The 13384-nt window shown below is 62.6% G+C and carries 15 protein-coding genes, 1 tRNA gene and 1 pseudogene; 7 read left to right on the forward strand and 10 right to left on the reverse strand.

Annotated features, from left to right (window positions below; genetic code table 11):
* Positions 1-71 precede the first annotated feature (71 nt).
* From NLY44_RS01730 to NLY44_RS01740, 3 genes and pseudogenes are all read left to right on the forward strand, one after another.
* Positions 72-377: an ETC complex I subunit gene (locus NLY44_RS01730; RefSeq protein WP_023670294.1), complete on the forward strand. Its 306-nt coding sequence runs from the start codon at positions 72-74 to the stop codon at positions 375-377.
* Positions 378-437: 60 nt separating this feature from the next.
* A tRNA-Arg gene (locus NLY44_RS01735) sits at positions 438-514 on the forward strand.
* Positions 515-564: 50 nt separating this feature from the next.
* Positions 565-886 (forward strand): annotated as a pseudogene (locus NLY44_RS01740) (HigA family addiction module antitoxin).
* Positions 887-1046: 160 nt separating this feature from the next.
* Here the strand turns inward: NLY44_RS01740 and NLY44_RS01745 are convergent.
* The gene (locus NLY44_RS01745; protein ID WP_023684767.1) at positions 1047-1427 is read right to left on the reverse strand and encodes a hypothetical protein; all 381 of its coding nucleotides are present in this window, start codon (positions 1425-1427) and stop codon (positions 1047-1049) included.
* 166 nt (positions 1428-1593) lie between these two features.
* Between NLY44_RS01745 and NLY44_RS01750 the strand changes: the two genes are divergently transcribed.
* Together NLY44_RS01750 and NLY44_RS01755 are read left to right on the forward strand one after the other, a co-directional pair.
* Entirely contained in the window at positions 1594-1929 is a 336-nt protein-coding gene (locus NLY44_RS01750) for an antibiotic biosynthesis monooxygenase family protein (protein WP_023738659.1), read from the forward strand.
* Positions 1929-2819: an alpha/beta fold hydrolase gene (locus tag NLY44_RS01755; protein WP_023684769.1), complete on the forward strand. Its 891-nt coding sequence runs from the start codon at positions 1929-1931 to the stop codon at positions 2817-2819. Before NLY44_RS01750 ends, NLY44_RS01755 begins: the two co-directional genes overlap by 1 nt.
* Before the next feature lie 45 nt (positions 2820-2864).
* Here NLY44_RS01755 and NLY44_RS01760 read toward each other — a convergent pair whose 3' ends face one another.
* The 6 genes from NLY44_RS01760 to NLY44_RS01785 all read right to left on the reverse strand — a co-directional run bounded on the left by NLY44_RS01760 (position 2865) and on the right by NLY44_RS01785 (position 8537).
* Positions 2865-3497: a LysE family translocator gene (locus tag NLY44_RS01760; protein ID WP_023684770.1), complete on the reverse strand. Its 633-nt coding sequence runs from the start codon at positions 3495-3497 to the stop codon at positions 2865-2867.
* A gap of 89 nt (positions 3498-3586) precedes the next feature.
* On the reverse strand, positions 3587-4393 hold the full coding sequence (locus NLY44_RS01765) for an ABC transporter permease (RefSeq protein WP_023689053.1): 807 nt from the start codon (positions 4391-4393) through the stop codon (positions 3587-3589).
* On the reverse strand, positions 4393-5226 hold the full coding sequence (locus tag NLY44_RS01770) for an ABC transporter permease (RefSeq protein ID WP_023670301.1): 834 nt from the start codon (positions 5224-5226) through the stop codon (positions 4393-4395). Before NLY44_RS01770 ends, NLY44_RS01765 begins: the two co-directional genes overlap by 1 nt.
* 21 nt (positions 5227-5247) lie before the next feature.
* The gene (locus NLY44_RS01775) at positions 5248-6363 is read right to left on the reverse strand and encodes an ABC transporter substrate-binding protein (RefSeq protein WP_023689052.1); all 1116 of its coding nucleotides are present in this window, start codon (positions 6361-6363) and stop codon (positions 5248-5250) included.
* An 82-nt stretch (positions 6364-6445) separates the two neighbouring features.
* Complete coding sequence (locus tag NLY44_RS01780; protein ID WP_023689051.1) at positions 6446-7537, reverse strand: ABC transporter ATP-binding protein; 1092 nt, start codon at positions 7535-7537, stop codon at positions 6446-6448.
* 103 nt (positions 7538-7640) lie between these two features.
* Positions 7641-8537, reverse strand: coding sequence for a LysR substrate-binding domain-containing protein (locus NLY44_RS01785; protein ID WP_023684774.1), 897 nt, complete (start codon positions 8535-8537; stop codon positions 7641-7643).
* Positions 8538-8620: 83 nt separating this feature from the next.
* Between NLY44_RS01785 and NLY44_RS01790 the strand changes: the two genes are divergently transcribed.
* Both NLY44_RS01790 and NLY44_RS01795 read left to right on the forward strand, forming a co-directional pair.
* Positions 8621-10222: a zinc-binding metallopeptidase family protein gene (locus NLY44_RS01790; protein ID WP_031193513.1), complete on the forward strand. Its 1602-nt coding sequence runs from the start codon at positions 8621-8623 to the stop codon at positions 10220-10222.
* Positions 10223-10241: 19 nt separating this feature from the next.
* Complete coding sequence (locus tag NLY44_RS01795; protein WP_023689049.1) at positions 10242-11174, forward strand: dimethylarginine dimethylaminohydrolase family protein; 933 nt, start codon at positions 10242-10244, stop codon at positions 11172-11174.
* 324 nt (positions 11175-11498) lie between these two features.
* Here NLY44_RS01795 and NLY44_RS01800 read toward each other — a convergent pair whose 3' ends face one another.
* From NLY44_RS01800 to NLY44_RS01810, 3 genes are all read right to left on the reverse strand, one after another.
* Positions 11499-11660 carry an FCD domain-containing protein gene (locus NLY44_RS01800; protein ID WP_023805632.1) on the reverse strand — a complete coding sequence of 54 codons (162 nt, stop codon included), beginning with the start codon at positions 11658-11660 and terminating at the stop codon, positions 11499-11501.
* Between the two features lie 237 nt (positions 11661-11897).
* Positions 11898-12320 (reverse strand): hypothetical protein, encoded by a 423-nt coding sequence (locus tag NLY44_RS01805; protein ID WP_023684778.1) that lies wholly within the window; start codon positions 12318-12320, stop codon positions 11898-11900.
* 127 nt (positions 12321-12447) lie between these two features.
* Entirely contained in the window at positions 12448-12984 is a 537-nt protein-coding gene (locus NLY44_RS01810) for a cytochrome c (RefSeq protein ID WP_031201991.1), read from the reverse strand.
* Positions 12985-13384 lie beyond the last annotated feature (400 nt).

A 13384-nucleotide genomic window follows, 5' to 3' on the forward strand; every position in this document is an offset into this window, starting at 1 on the left:
GCCGTCGGCAGTGTTGCACAGTATTGACTGAAATAAGGCGGCGCTACCGCCAACGCAGCTACGAGGTGCCCATGTCCGCGCGAATTTTCAGCCCAGCCAAAACCGCGATGCAGTCCGGAAAGGCCAAGACCGGCCATTGGGTGCTGGAATTCGATCCCGCGCAACGCAAGAAGATCGACCCGCTGATGGGCTACACCACATCGGGCGACATGCTGAGCCAGATCAGGCTGACCTTCGACACCAGGGAAGAGGCGGTGGCCTATGCCGAAAAGCAGGGGCTGGCCTTCCGTGTCGAGGAGCCGAAAGAGACCAAGCGCCGGCAGATTTCCTATGCGGAAAATTTCCGCTATGACCGCAGGATACCCTGGACGCATTGACCGCCGGTCAGCGCCTGGCACATAGACACCAGCCGGCCAAGATATCAAATGCCGGCCAGCGGTCCCGTAGCTCAGCTGGATAGAGCACCGGCCTTCTAAGCCGATGGTCACAGGTTCGAATCCTGTCGGGATCGCCAATTTTGCCGGGTCCATTCCGGACACATAGGTTACGGTTTGTACCTGGCATATGGGTAGCACTCTGAAGGTGTACGAACGAAACAGAACGACCGAGCGCTGCCCTTCCCATCCTGGCGCGTTGCTCGACGACATCGTTCCCGCCGCCGGCAAGACCAAGGTGGAAATCGCCAATCTGCTCGGAATCTCGCGCCCAGCAGCTCTACGATATCATCCGTGAGAAGAAGCCGGTATCGCCTGCCGTGGCCGCCCGCCTTGGCAAGATGTTCGGCGATGGTGCCGCGATCTGGCTCAGGATGCAGGCCGCGTATGATGCCTGGCATGCGGAGCGCGAAGTTGACGTTAGCGCCATCCCGACCCTGCATGCTGCCTGAAGGTAGAGCGCGTTCGCTGACGGCAGCGGTCCCGTAGCTCCGCCGGATAGAGCACCGGCCTTCTAAGCCGATGGTCACAGCTTCGAATCCTTCCAATAATTTCAATACCTTAGGTGAGGCGTCGCGGCGCCGGAGACTGAAGGTCGTCCTTGTTAGCCATCTACCGGTAAAGTTTCGGGTATTTGGCCCTCTCGCTTTGGCAACTTGCCGATCTCTGGGCCGCCATTGCGAAAGCCCTCTCATAGGTATGGATGGCCATGTTGAACTTTCGGGGGTCTGGGGTCAGGTGTTTGTCCCGCCCATCATACAAAAGGACCGGGACGGCGAAAATTGCTTTTCCGTCTTCCGTTGGCCTCAACGCCGGACATCTTTGCCTTACGCCAACGAGGTCACCGGCCATTCTGGCGGCCGAATTTAACCTTGCATCGGACATCCGAGCCAGGAAGTTGATGTTTTGCTGTTCCCCTTGTCCGGCCGAGGCAGCCGACAATGCGAAGAAAATTCCTGCGGTGAATACAGCGAAAGCTAGACGTAGTTTCATTGTGCCCTCCCAAGTTGAGCACAAGAGAGCACGTTTGGACTTGACAGGATAGCCGCGTGTCCAGTGCAAGTTACTGTACGGAACCTTTGCCATACGTCGACTATCAGCCAGTTGTGCGGCCAGTCAGGATAGTCGGAACGCGGCGCGCCTTCGGGTGTTATAGGAGATGGCACCGAAAACCCCGACCATTGCGCGCATCTGGCGCGGCAGGACCTCGCCCGGCAGGGCCGACGCCTATGAGCGCTACAATTACGAGGCTGGTATCAAGCCGCTGATCGAGAAAGCGCTTGGCGTGCAGACTTTTCGCGAGGACACGCCGACGCATTCGGAATTCATCACCATCTCCTATTGGGAGAGCGTCGAGGCGATGGCCGCCTTTACCGGCGGCGATCCGCAAAGCATCCACCATCTCGACCGCGACAAGGAGTTCCTGATCGAATTGCCGAAGGGTGTCCAGGTGCTGCGAATCCGTTCCAGCCACGGACTGGTTGGCGGCAGTTGATGTTTGCGGGCTTTGACGCCAGGACCGTTCAAATGGAGGAGACATCGATCTTCGTCAGGGCCGGTGGCTCAGGGCCGCCGTTGCTGCTCCTGCATGGCTTTCCCGAAACGCATGTGATGTGGCGGGACATCGCCGTGGCCCTGGCGCCGCATTTCAGCGTGGTCGCCGCCGATCTGAGAGGCTACGGACAAAGCGGCTGTCCGGCTTCCGGAGCCAATCATGCCGCCTATTCCAAACGAGCGATGGCGCGCGACATGGTGCAGGTTATGGACGTTCTCGGTTTCGACCGTTTCATGGTTGCCGGCCACGACCGTGGCGGTCGCGTCGCCTACCGGCTGGCGCTCGACCATCCCGAAACCGTGTCGAAAGTCGCCGTTCTCGACATCGTCCCCACGGCCTCCGCCTGGGATCGGGCCGATGCCAGGTTGGCGCTGGCCTTCTGGCCGTGGAGCCTGCTCGCCCAGCCGGAACCGCTGCCTGAGCGCCTGTTGTCCGCAGCACCCGACGCAGTTGTCGACAATGCGATCGCCGGCTGGGGCTCGGCTCCAGATGCTTTTCCCGCTGAGGTCAGGGCCGCCTATATCGAGGCGCTGCGTGATCCCGCCCATGCCCACGCCATCTGCGAGGAATATCGCGCCGCCGCAGGCATCGACCGCGAGCACGACGCGCAGGACCAGGCTGATGGCTGTCGCATCAGATGCCCGCTGCTTGCGCTCTGGAGCGGCGAGGGCGGGTTGGAGAACTGGTATGCGGAGGAGGGCGGCCCGTTGGCGATCTGGCGGCAATGGGCTGATAACGTCGGAGGCGGCTCGGTCAAGGGTGGGCATTTCTTCCCGGAAGAGCACCCCGAAGACACGGCTGCAAGGCTGTCGAGATTCTTCGCAAGCTGACTACGGGCCGATTGCTAAATCCGGCCCTGTGTAGTCCTGTGTCGACTATCTCAGATGCCCGAGGGATTGCAGGATCAAAGTGCTCGAAAGACCAAGCAGGGCGATACCGTACAACCGGTCGATCCACACGGCGTTTGGCCCAGCCAGAAGCCTTGCAGCCCGCGCGCCAAGGGCTGCGTAAAACGTCAGCACAAACACATCGGCAAGCGCGGCGATAATGGCCAGGATGCCATACTGGATCGCGATCGGCTCATCCACGCGGACAAAATGCGGCAGGATCGCGGGGAAAAGCAGCCAGGCCGCCGGATTTGTGACCGCCACCAGGAAGCAGCGCCCAATGAGTGCCTTGGCTGAATGGCGTGTTTCGGGAACGTTAGGGTTGAACGAAGGTCGGGACGCGGTGCGCAGGGTACCGATGGCGACGAAAAGCAGATAGCCCGCGCCGAACATCCTGAGAGCCGAGAGATAGAATTCCGAAGCCAGCAGAAGAGCGCCGAAGCCCAGCGCGACGATGCTGATAAGAACGAAATCAGACAGTACGACGCCGGCCATGCCGAGAAACGCGCGTCGAAAACCGTAGCGGGAGCCGTTGGTGATGGCGAGCACGACGTCCGGTCCCGGAACCGCCATTCCGAGCACCGACACGAAGGCAAATGTCACCAGCGGCAGGTTTCCCATGACGCCGCGTAATGTACCCGGCGCTCACCGTCCGTAACGCCCTTCACACAGCGGCTTGGCTATCGCCGATTGTTGTTGGCCACCTTGGCTCAGTGCCCGCCGCGCATCTTCACCACCACAGTCCTCACCGCCAGGACCAGCACGGTGATGATGATCAGGATCACCGAAAGGGCTGCGATCGCCGGGTCAATGTTGTCGCGCAGGCCCATCCACATCAGCCGCGGCAGCGTGATGGCGTTGACCGAGGTGATGAACAGGGTCACGCCGATCTCTTCCCAAGACAGCACGAAGGAGAGAAGTGCAGCGGTGACGATGCCGAACTTGATGTTGGGCATGATGATGCGCGTCGCGCGTTCCCACACGCCGGCGCCAAGGCCGCGCGCGGCAAGGTCGATGCGGCGGTCGAGCTGGCTGAGCGAGACCAGGATCAGCACCGTGGCGAAAGGCACCGTCATCACCGAATGCGCCATGGCGACGCCGAGCCATGTGTCATAGCCAAAGAACGAGCTCATGCCCGAGATCGACGTCAGCAGGAAGTAGAGCGTGATCGCCGAGACCACCGGCGGCACCACCATCGGCAACAGCACGAAGCCGACAAGGGTGGCCGTGAAGCGCGGCTGGAACATCCAGACGCCAAGGCTGAAGCACAGCGCCAGCACGGTGGAGATGACGCTGCTGACGATGCCGATGCGGATCGACAGCAGGATGGCGTCGAGCCAGCGCGGATCCTCGATCAGCGCGCGGTAGTGGCGCAGCGACAGTTCGCCCGTCGGCATAGCCAGCATGCGGCTTGGCGTCAGCGACACCGGGATGACCGCCAGCAGCGGCAGCAGCAGGAACAGTGCCACCAGCACGGCGAGGATCAGCGAGACGGGACCGGGGCGATAGGTCGGCATCAGATCAGTTGCTTCGGTCTGACATAGCGGAACAGCAGCGCCATCAGCGCGCCGACGAACAGCACCAGCACGACGCTGATCGCCGCGCCCAGTCCCCAATCGGGACTCTGGAAGATGCGCAGATAGATCAGCTCGGCGATCATCACGCTGCGGCCGCCGCCGAGGATCGCCGGCGTGACGAAGAAGCCGAGCGAGAAGACGAACACGATCATCGCCGAACCGATGATGCCGGAGCGCGTCATCGGCACGAACACGGTCCAGAAGGTGCGCATACGGCTGGAGCCGAGCCCGCGCGCCGCGAGCAGCACGCGCTCGTCGAGGCTGCGCATGGCGGAGGCCAGCGGGAACACCGCGAAGGGAATGAGGAAATGCGTCATGCCGACGATGACGCCGAACTCGTTGCGCACCAGCGCCAGCGGCTCGGAGATGAAGCCGATCGATTGTAGCCAGGTGTTGATCAGGCCGCGGTTGGACAAAAGCGCCACCCAGCCGAAGGCGCGGGTAAGCACCGAGATCCAGAAGGGGACGAGAATGCAGAATTCAGCGATTATGCGCTGTGCCGGGCTGCCGCGCACCCACACCATGGTGATGGCGTATGCCGCCGCCACGGAAACCACGGTCACGATCAGCGCGATGCGCAGCGTGCGGATGAACACAGACTGCACCAGGGCATCGGTGGCGAGCGCGCCATACTGGCCGAGCCCCGGTGTCGGCAAGGTGACGCTCCACTTGACGACGCCGAGGAACGGCCAGGCGTAGGCCAGCACAAGGAACAGAAGCAGCGGCGCCATCAGCACCGCCGCGCCCATCCTGTCGGAGAGGGTGCCTCTCATCGAAGCTCGTGCCCGGCCTGGTCAGGCCGAGATGATCTTGGTGTATTCGTCGAGTGCTGCCCCGTAATTCTTGGCGTACCAGTCCATGTCGAGCGCGATCTGCTTCTTCATGTTTTCGGGATCGACCGGGTTGATGCGCTTCTTGTCGGCGGGGATCAGCGCATCGGCGGCCGGATTGGCCGGACCCTGTCCGAGCTTGTCGAACATCACCAGCTGCTTTTGCGGATCCTGGGCGCTGGCGATGAACTTCATCGCTGCGTCCTTGCCGCCGGGGTTGCCCTTGAGCACGGCCAGCGCGCCGGGCGAAATCAGGCCCTGATCCCAGATGAACTTGATCTTGCCGCCCGAGTCCTGCTCGATCAGCGAGGCGCGGGTCGACCACACGATCGCCATCGAGGCTTCGCCGTTGAGCAGCACGCTCTGGCTCTCGGCGCCGCCGCCCCAGTAAGCCACGACGTTTTCCTTGAAAGCGGCGATCTTGTCATGCGCTCGCTTCAGGTCGAGCGGGTAGAGCGAGGCCGGCGCGATGCCGTCTGCAAGCAGCGCTGCTTCCCAACTCGACACGCCCCATTTGTAGAGCGAGCGCTTGCCCGGAAACTTCTTCACGTCGAAGAAGTCGGCCATGCCGGTCGGCGCGTCCTTGCCGTATTTCTCGGAATCATAGGCGATGACATAGGAGAAGAAATAGGTCGACGCCGCGTATTCCCAGCCGAACCCCTCGCGCATCTTCTTCTTGTCGACGATGGCGTAGTCGATCGGCTCGAGCGCACCCTGCGCGCCGAGCGTGATGGCCGAGAACGGGTCGACGTCGACAAGGTCCCAGGTCGGCGCGCCGCTCTTGAACTGTGCGGCAATCGCGCCTTCGGTCGGGCCCGAACCGTCCATCTTGACGGTGATGCCGGTTTCCTTGGTGAAGGCCTGGCCGTAGGCGGCGTCATAAGCGGTAAGGGCATCGCCACCCCAGTTGACCAGCACCAGCTCCTTGGCCTGCGCAAAGGCACCGGTCGAGCGCAGCAGCATCGGTGTGCCGGCCAGCACGAGGGCTGCAAGCTGGGTGAATTGCCGGCGCGAAATCTCGCCGCGCACAGCCCGGGCGGTCAGCCCGTCCATGGCTTGTTTTTTGCTTTGGTTTGTCATTTTAGTTCCCCTTTTTCGTTTTGGTTCCGGTGGTTATGGCGCGCTCCAGATTCTTTGCTGGAAGACTTCGCCGTTCTCGTCGTCATCCTCCGTCCGGAAGGAGGAAACCCTTTTCCGCCGGCCATGTCAGCCAGACGGAATTGCCTTTGCTGAGTGCAGCCGCCGCGACCTCGTTCGGCACCGAGACGGTCACCTTGGCGCCCTGGCGTGTCGTCAGATCGAGTTTGGTCGCCGCACCCAGATAGGTCGAGCCGATGGCGGTGGCGGCAATGCCGTTCTCGCCGGCGGCGGCTTCGCGCGTGATCGACATATGTTCGGGCCGGATCGCCAATATGGCATCGCCACGGACTTTCTCGGCCTTGCAGAGCATGTTGACCGCGCGGTCCTCGCAGAGGCCCGTCGAGCCATTGTCGGCGGGCTTGACCCCCTTCAACGGCAGCATGTTGATCTCGCCAAGGAACTCGGCGACGAAGCGGTTGTCCGGCCGGTCGTAGACCTCGTCCGGCGCTCCGACCTGCAGCAATTTTCCGTGGTTGAAGATGGCGACGCGCGACGACAGCGCCAGCGCCTCGCTCTGGTCGTGGGTGACGAAGACGAAGGTGGTGCCGGTCTCCTGATGCAGCCGCTTCATCTCGGCCTGCATCTGGCCGCGCAGGCTCTTGTCGAGCGCCGAGAACGGCTCGTCGAGGAGCAGCACGCCGGGTTCGAACACCAAAGCGCGGGCCAACGCCACGCGCTGCTGCTGGCCGCCGGAAAGCTGCGCCGGCAGTTTCGTCTCATGGCCCTTGAGGCCGACGCGCTCGATCATCTCGGCAACGCGGCGCTTGATCTCGGAAGCCGATTTCTTGCGTACCTTGAGCGGGAAGGCGATGTTGGCCTCGACCGACATGTGCGGGAACAGCGCATAGCCCTGGAAGACCATGCCGGCGGCACGCTGTTCGGCCGGCCGCTCGGTGATGTCGATGCCGTCGCTGAAAAGCTTGCCGGCGGTCGGTTGCACGAAGCCGGCGAGGATCATCAGGAATGTGGTCTTGCCCGAGCCGGAGGGACCGAGCAGCGTCAAAAACTCGCCGCGGCCGATATTGAGCGTCAGGTCGTCCAGCGCCCGGAACGAGCCGAAGCTCTTGCCGATCCCGATTGCCTTGATCTCTGCGGCCCGGCCGGGTTGCTGCATCCTGCCTCTTCCTTGGTCGTGGCTTGAGCGTAGGGCAGGGCCCCGGCTCACCGCAACCGAATAGTTTTCGCCTGATCGGCAAATTTGATTCACGGATGGGAGGCTAGTACGGGCTGATCCGGTTCTCCGACAGCTTCGACCTCAACCACCCATTGAATGCTTCCAGCACCGGGTGGCTGGCCTTGGCATGTTCCGACACCAGGAAATACGAGCGCGGCGAGGGGATCGCGATATCGAAGGGGCGCACCAGACGGCCTTCGCTCAGCGCCCGGCGGCTGGTCAACTCGTCGCCCATGGCGATGCCCTGGCCGGCGATCGCCGCGGAAAAAACGAGGTTCATGTCCGAGAAGAAGATGCCGCCTTCGGTGTCGGGGTTTTCCACCTTGGACAGCGCCAGCCAGCGCGCCCAGTCCTCGGTGTCGCCGAGATGCAGGAGATTGGCGCGCAGCACGTCGGCCGGTTTTGAAAAGCCGCCGACCTTGTTGAGCAGTGTCGGGCTGCAAAGTGGCGTGAACGAGATTTCGCACAGCAACTCCACCGAGCGGTTCGGCCAGTTGCCGACGCCGAAGGCAATGAAGGCATCGGCGTCCGGATTGCTGACATCGTCCAGCCGTCTGGGCGTCAGGATCGACAGCGCCACGTCCGGATACATCTGCCGGAACTCGCCGATGTGCGTGCACAGGAACAGAGAGGCGAAGCCCGGCGTGCAGGAAACGGCGAACGAACCGCCGACGCCCGTGCCGGCCTGGCGCGTCACCGCATCGCCGAGCACCGTCAGCGCCTTTCTCACATCGGCGGCATAGCGCTGGCCGCGCGGTGTCAGCGCCACGCCCTTGCCGATGCGCTCCAGCAGGTCGAAGCCGAGGTCGCGTTCGAGCAGCCGCAACTGATGGCTGACGGCGCTGCGGGTCAAATGCAGTTCATCGGCTGCGCGCCAGACACTGCCGTGACGGGCAAAACTGTCGAGGGCGCGCAGCGCCTGTGTGGAAGGTATTCGCAAGAGGCCTCAGGTGAACCGAATTTGCATGAACCGGAAAAACATATCACTTTTTGCAATGCCGCTTCACTGCTTTCTTGGGCCGCATGGAGAAACCGGTGACGACCTCGGCGCAAGCCACCGCGCTTGCCTGTCTCGATAGCATCCAGCCGTCGCTGTCGGCGTGGACGCGCACCATTTTCGATTTCGGCGAAACAGCCTGGCGCGAATACCAGTCGGCGGCCTGGTATGTCGCGCGGCTGAAGCATGAGGGCTTTTCGGTCGAGGAAGGGTCGGCCGGCATGCCGACCGCCTTTTGCGCCCACTGGACGAATGGCCCGGGGCCGACCATCGGCATGTACGGCGAATACGACGCCGTGCCTGGCAACTGCCAGGACGCGGCAACGGTGAAGCGATCGCGGCCGGGCCTCGGCAGCGAGGCCGGCGGCCACACCGATCCGCATTCCGGGCTTGGCATTGCCGGCCTCGGCGGACTTCTCGCCACCAAGGCGGCAATGCAACGCCACGGCATCGAGGGGACGTTGCGCTTCACCGGCGAGCCGGCCGAGAAGGTCAGGGGCTCGAAGCCGATCCATGCGGCCAAGGGCTACTATGACGGCCTTGCCGGCATGATCTCCTTCCACCCCTTCTATATGCTGCCGCTCTGCAACACGGCGCGCTGGGACACGCATTGCGGCGCCGCCTATGCGATGATCTACCGTTTTGTCTGCGACGAACCCGAAAACTGGGTTCGCGCAAGCGATGGCGCGCCGATCCCGCAGGCGCATTCGGCGGTGCGGGCGCCCGGCGCCAATGACGCGCTGATGACGATGTACATGACCTCCAAGGCGCTGCGCGATTCCATGCTGCCTCACCAGGGCGGCTGGTCGATCAGCGAGGCGATCCTCACCGCCGGGCAGGCGACCGCCGACAATCTGCCGGCGGGGCTGGCCGAGATCCAGTACATGATCCGCGTGCCGACCATTGCCATGGCAGAGCAGGTCACCGCGGTGCTCGACCGTAATGCGGCCGCGGCCGCGGCGATCAGCGGTTGTCGCTATGAGCGCCATTGGGTGTCGAAGTCGAGGCCGGGCCTCGCCAATCACGCCATGGCGGGGATTGCCTATGAGGCGCTGTCCACCGTTGGCGCTCCGAGCTGGGACGAGGCGGCGAAAGCGATCGGTCGCGAGGTCCAGGTCAATGCCGGCGGCACCGCGACCGACAACCCTTTCATCGACGAGATGGAGCGGCTGGTTGCGCCGCAAGAGGCCGAGGCAATCCTGCGCCGCGATTTGCCTCCGTCGCAGATCAACTCGACCTCCGACGACTACACCGACATGTCGTGGCACACGCCGACCGCACGCTTCTATGTCGCCCGCCCGGCGCTGCGCTCGGCGAATGGCCATGCCTATCCATCCTGGGCGATGAACGCGCTGGGCGGTATCTCGGCCACCATCGACCCGATGGTCATTTGCGCCGCCAAGACGGTTGCGCTTGCAGCCCTCCGCCTGCTCGAGGACAAGTCCGCGCGCGATGCGGCCATGGACGAATTCGTCACCCGCACCGGCGGCGGCATTGGTGGCTCCAACTGGATCGCGCCGCTTTGCGACTATGACCCGCCGATCAATTTCCGCTGGCCGGAATATGTCACCACCGCGCGCGGACGCGATTGGTGGATTCCGAGCAGCCAATCCAATCAAGCTGCATAGTCAAATCGAGGAGAACCTTATGACCGTCCATGATCGCATCATCGCCGAACCGTTCTCGCTGCAGCGCCGCAATCCCGCCGGCGGCACCAAGCCGCTGAAATCATGGGGCTTTGCCAACGAGACCGACGTGCTGACAGACGTGTTGCTCGGGTCGCCAAACTTCCTGCGCCACCTCTCGACCAGCTCGCTCTCGCGCAAGCATTTGCGCGAAGCGCCCTGCAACGTTCAGATCGCCCAGGCGCAGCACAAGGACCTCGTCGCCGCCTATGAGCATTTCGGCGTCAACATCCACTGGCACGAGCCGACGCCGGAACTGCCGATGCAGGTCTATTCCAGAGACTCCAGCGTCATGACGCCCTACGGCGCCTTCATCACCGCCATGGCCAATTGGTGGCGGCGCGGCGAGAACTATGCCGCCATCCGCACCTATGAAAAGCTCGGCATCCCGATCTACGACATGGTCACGGCTGGCACCTTCGAAGGCGGCGACTTCAACGTCATCGAGGAGGGCGTGGTGCTGATCGGCTGCGGCGGCGCCCGCACGCAGGAAGAGGGCGCCCGCCAGGTGCAGGACTGGTTCGAAAAGGAAGGCTGGGAAACGCGCCTCGCCTTCATCGACGAATATTACGTCCATATCGACCTGATGGTGGTGCCGATCGCCGAAAAACTCACCGCGGTGTGTCTGGCCTGCACCGAGCCCGGCATCGTCGACTGGCTGAAGGGCAAGGGCCACGAGATCATCGACGTGCCGTTCCAGGACACGTTGGCGCTCGGCTGCAACTTCATGTCGCTTGGCAAGGACAGGGTGATCGCGCCGACGTCGAGCCAGTCGCTGATCGGCCAACTCAAAGCGCGCGGCTTCGAGGTTGCTGCCGTCGACATGAGCGAGATTTCCAAGACCGGCGGCGGCATTCACTGCATGGCGCAGGCGCTCAAGCGCGAGCCGGCGTAAGGGCACGAATTGCCGCCGGGACCTGTGACGGACTGCTGTCAGATTTGACAAAACAGGCCTGGCAGAGGAAATTGATGCCATTAGAGGAGGGATTCTGTGAAGAAAACTTACGAAAAGCCGAGTCTGGCCAAAGCCGGCAAACTCGGATCGCTGGTCGCTTCAAACCCGTCGAAGCCCGCCCCCTGAGCGCAACCAGCCGCTGAAGGCCGAAATTCGGTCGTCCTGGTTACCGGCGAGCGGATCGCGCTGTATGATTGAAGGGAGCCCGCCGGCTTTGAACGGCGGGCTTTTTGCTTTGCGCCAGAGCGCCGCCGCGTCAACTGGCTAGCCCAGTCTTCCCGACCCTAAATTGAACTTGCGCCGGGCGTTTTCCAGATGCGCGCGCATCGCCTGGCCGGCCGCTTCCGGGTCGTGGCGCTCGATCGCCTCGAACACCGCCTGGTGGCCGGCAAAACTCCTGCGGTTTTCGATCTCCGTATTGGCCACGTGGATGCGCTGGTTGATCAGCCATTCGACCTAGCCGATGATTTGAAAACCAAGCCAGCTTTCCCAAAAGATCATGCCCAAACAAAGCCATAGCGCGAAGACCACATGCGCGCCGTTCCCGCCCGCTCGGCGATCAGGGAGTGGCTGGCGTGAGATGGCCGCGCTGACGACGGAACGAGATCGCCTCGTCTGGCCGGCCGGACTCGCGACGGCGTGGTCCGGCCGGAACTCCATCTGCTATGCGGGTATCAATACGGCGATGCGATGCACGCCGACCTCCTTGCTTGTATTCGTCGCTTCATCGGTCTTGCCCTTGGAGCAGGTGTACATATCACCCGTCTTGAGCTTGAATTCCTTGTCCGCTTTCTTGATCGTGAATGCACCTGAGGTAATGGTGCACACCATGTCGTTGTCCATCACGGTTTGAGGAGCATGTGCTCCGGGCTGAAACACAACGTCGATAATTGCGATGCTCTTGTAGGCGGGAATGTCAGCATTGCCGGTGCCGACCTCCACCACCCTGACACCGGGCGCAATCTCCTTGCCCTCTTTCGGGCCGTATTTCTTGATTTTTGCCGATGCCGCCAAGGTGAACAAAGGCGCTACCGCGGCGGTCGTCAGACCGAGGGCAATTGCAGACCTGCGATTCATGGTTTTCATTGCATCCTCCCGATGCTCGTCATGCATGGATATGCACGACCGCGATATATTAGCACAAACGAATTTACTTGTATGCAAAGTGACTGTGGCGCAGGCCAGCAAGAAACGCTCCGCCGGATAATGTCGCTCACTGTACCTTTTGCCGGAATTTCGAATGACAGGTCGAGCAATCCTGCAGGATGAGATGCAGGATATGCTCCGCCGGCAGTTTGGTCGGATCGGCTTCCTCTGGAATCGAGCGCTTGCCGAGCAGGCTGCCGCCGCCCATCGCCAGGCCGGTGCCCATGCGCATGTCATCGGTGATGACGGCCGGCGCGCTTTCGGCCTTGGCGGCCAGAGCGTCGGCCAGCGTTCCGATATGATTTGCCAGGGCCTCGAATTCCGCCCGTGACTGATCCTGCGAAGGCGGTCCAAGCGAGCCGCTCGGAAATTCGGCAATCAGGGCAGGGCCGGTGCGCGCGCGCAGCGTGTCCGCTGCCGCCTTGAAGGCTGCCGCGTCATAGGCTTGCCTGCGGTCGAACATGCCGGCAATGGTTTTCGCAGCCGCCGCCATCTCCTTCATCGACGCCTGGCGGGCCGCGACGATCGGTCCGCTGCCGACGGAGGCGCCCATCGTAAGGGCACAGACCAGCCACAGCAGCGCCGCTTTCACAGTCCATCTCACGGCGCCATGTCCTTGCCCCATCCATCCGTGCTCAGCCAGCCGCGGCAGGGGTTCGACCTGCAGTCGGATTCTTCGGTCGTGATGCCGGTTCTCATCGGTAAATTTCCGTCGCCGGAGGTCTCCGTCTCTGAGCAGATAGACCTTCCAGCCACCGGAAGGTCAACTGATTAAGAAGGCCGATCAGCGGGCAATCAGCACAGGCTTGCAGCAAGCTGACGCAGCGTTTCCTTGACTTGGATCGCAAAAACGGGCAGCAAGGCGGGGGTGAGGGAGAGCATTCTACCGTGGCGCAGACCATGGAGTGCTCTTTTTTCGTATCAGGCGCCGCATAATCGGTGGCTGATGGAGGGATTGGTTAACCAACTTTGTCCATCTTTTGATTCAATCGGCAACAGACGCG

This window comes from Mesorhizobium sp. C089B, assembly GCF_030323125.1.
Lineage (GTDB): Bacteria > Pseudomonadota > Alphaproteobacteria > Rhizobiales > Rhizobiaceae > Mesorhizobium.

Coding starts and splice junctions, on each gene's coding strand:
- NLY44_RS01790 (WP_031193513.1), top strand. CDS start 8,621: ATGGAGAAACCGGTGACGACCTCGGCGCAAGCCACCGCGCTTGCCTGT.
- NLY44_RS01780 (WP_023689051.1), bottom strand. CDS start 7,537: ATGCAGCAACCCGGCCGGGCCGCAGAGATCAAGGCAATCGGGATCGGC.
- NLY44_RS01765 (WP_023689053.1), bottom strand. CDS start 4,393: ATGCCGACCTATCGCCCCGGTCCCGTCTCGCTGATCCTCGCCGTGCTG.
- NLY44_RS01745 (WP_023684767.1), bottom strand. CDS start 1,427: ATGAAACTACGTCTAGCTTTCGCTGTATTCACCGCAGGAATTTTCTTC.
- NLY44_RS01730 (WP_023670294.1), top strand. CDS start 72: ATGTCCGCGCGAATTTTCAGCCCAGCCAAAACCGCGATGCAGTCCGGA.
- NLY44_RS01770 (WP_023670301.1), bottom strand. CDS start 5,226: ATGAGAGGCACCCTCTCCGACAGGATGGGCGCGGCGGTGCTGATGGCG.
- NLY44_RS01775 (WP_023689052.1), bottom strand. CDS start 6,363: ATGACAAACCAAAGCAAAAAACAAGCCATGGACGGGCTGACCGCCCGG.
- NLY44_RS01750 (WP_023738659.1), top strand. CDS start 1,594: ATGGCACCGAAAACCCCGACCATTGCGCGCATCTGGCGCGGCAGGACC.
- NLY44_RS01755 (WP_023684769.1), top strand. CDS start 1,929: ATGTTTGCGGGCTTTGACGCCAGGACCGTTCAAATGGAGGAGACATCG.
- NLY44_RS01805 (WP_023684778.1), bottom strand. CDS start 12,320: ATGAAAACCATGAATCGCAGGTCTGCAATTGCCCTCGGTCTGACGACC.
- NLY44_RS01760 (WP_023684770.1), bottom strand. CDS start 3,497: ATGGGAAACCTGCCGCTGGTGACATTTGCCTTCGTGTCGGTGCTCGGA.
- NLY44_RS01795 (WP_023689049.1), top strand. CDS start 10,242: ATGACCGTCCATGATCGCATCATCGCCGAACCGTTCTCGCTGCAGCGC.